Genomic DNA, 1,554 nt, shown 5'->3' on the forward strand with positions numbered 1-1,554 from the left:
AGTCGGTCTCTCGCGAGGACGGCTTTTTCCCTCGTGGCGGAGCCACTTGGGAAAAAGATCCCGCAGCGAGAGACCGACTGAGGTTCCGCTACCCGGACACCAGAGCAGAACGAACCCGGAAACCCGTCAAGCAGCTCGACGTGCGATGAAGCGGTCGTAGGTGTTCATCAGCATGCGGTGTGCTGGGCGTTCCACGAGCTTCGTCAGCGCCCAGCCCAGCAGCACGCCGTTCACCAGGAACGCCGCGGTCTGCAACGTCGGGCCCACGCCGAGGTCCTGGAGCAGGCGCGAGACCACGTAGCCGAGGGTCTGGTGCATCAGGAACACGCCGTAGGAGATGCCCGCGAACCACTGGATGGGGCGTCGCGTCCACTGCGGGATGACCCGGTTCCAATCCGGGCCGCGCGCGGTCAGCGCGACGACGATCATCCCGACGCACACGGCGGCCGTCGAACCCCAGTCCGCGACGAGACCTTCCGGGGTCTCCGCGTAGTTGTGCAGCGCCTGGCCGAGCATGCAGAACGACAGCATCAGCGCGAAGTGCGGCGTCCCGATGCGCTTGGTGGACCACAACCAGATCGCCACGCCCACCACGAACAGGTGCCAGCGGTGCATGCCGATGCCGTCGACCACCGTCCGGTACCACTCCGGGGGCTGGGTGACGCGCAGCGGCCACTGCGCCGCGGGGATCAGCACCGCGGCCCACAGCACCACCAGGATGCGGCGGCCGTGCCCGTAGCGGCTCGCGTACAGCATCGCCGCCGCGCTGAAGCCCATCAGCTGCAGCGGCACCGTCCAGTGCGAACCGTCGATGTAGAGGTACTCCGACGGCCGCCAGTTCCACAGCATCAGCAGGTTCGAGACCAGGTCGCCCCCGGTGGGCGCGAACCAGCCCTCGATCGGCAGCAACCGGACGCCCAGGAAGATGACCACGACCGCGGCGAGGAACGGCGGCAACAACCGCGCTATGCGGCCCCACCAGTACCGCAGCAACGTGCCCCTGCCGATCGTCACGCACGCGAAGTACGCGGAGATCACCAGCAGCAGACTCGCGCCCACCTGGTACGGGAACGCGAAGTTCCGCGGGATCAGCTCGGGGTGGAGGTAGACGCTCAAGAACGTCGCGTGGTAGAGCATCACCAGCCCCACGCACCCCGCACGCACGACATCCCAGCTGATCTTGCGGTTGCTCCCCGTGCCCGAGCGAGCTCGTGCGGGCGCAGCGGTTCCTTCAGGCACGGCGTTACGTTACCAATAGCCGTTTTAGCGGTTGTGACCCAACCGCAGGACATAGTCCATCCGTTGGAGTGATCGAGGCCATGTCCGGCACGGTGTTGACCTCGACCACGCTCGAAGTTCGAGGCTGTTGGAGCCATCCACCCATCCCCTGAGCGGGTGAACGGTGGCTGACGGTGAACAGAGCATCCAGGCGTGTCCACGCGCACGCCGGACGGGAGACCAATGGCTCAGTACGTGCTGCCCGAGTTGGATTACGACTACGCGGCGCTGGAGCCCGCGATCTCGGGTGAGATCAACGAGCTGCACCACAGCAAG

1 protein-coding gene and 1 pseudogene are annotated in these 1,554 nt (G+C 66.4%); one reads left to right on the forward strand and one right to left on the reverse strand.

Going from position 1 to position 1,554, the window contains the following annotated elements:
• Positions 1 to 126 precede the first annotated feature (126 nt).
• Complete coding sequence (locus ACWD38_RS30320; protein WP_343071493.1) at positions 127 to 1,239, reverse strand: acyltransferase family protein; 1,113 nt, start codon at positions 1,237 to 1,239, stop codon at positions 127 to 129.
• A gap of 222 nt (positions 1,240 to 1,461) precedes the next feature.
• Here ACWD38_RS30320 and ACWD38_RS30325 point away from each other — a divergent pair.
• Positions 1,462 to 1,554 (forward strand): annotated as a pseudogene (locus ACWD38_RS30325) (superoxide dismutase); the annotation flags it as partial.

It is taken from the genome of Saccharopolyspora sp. NPDC002578 (genome assembly GCF_053592695.1).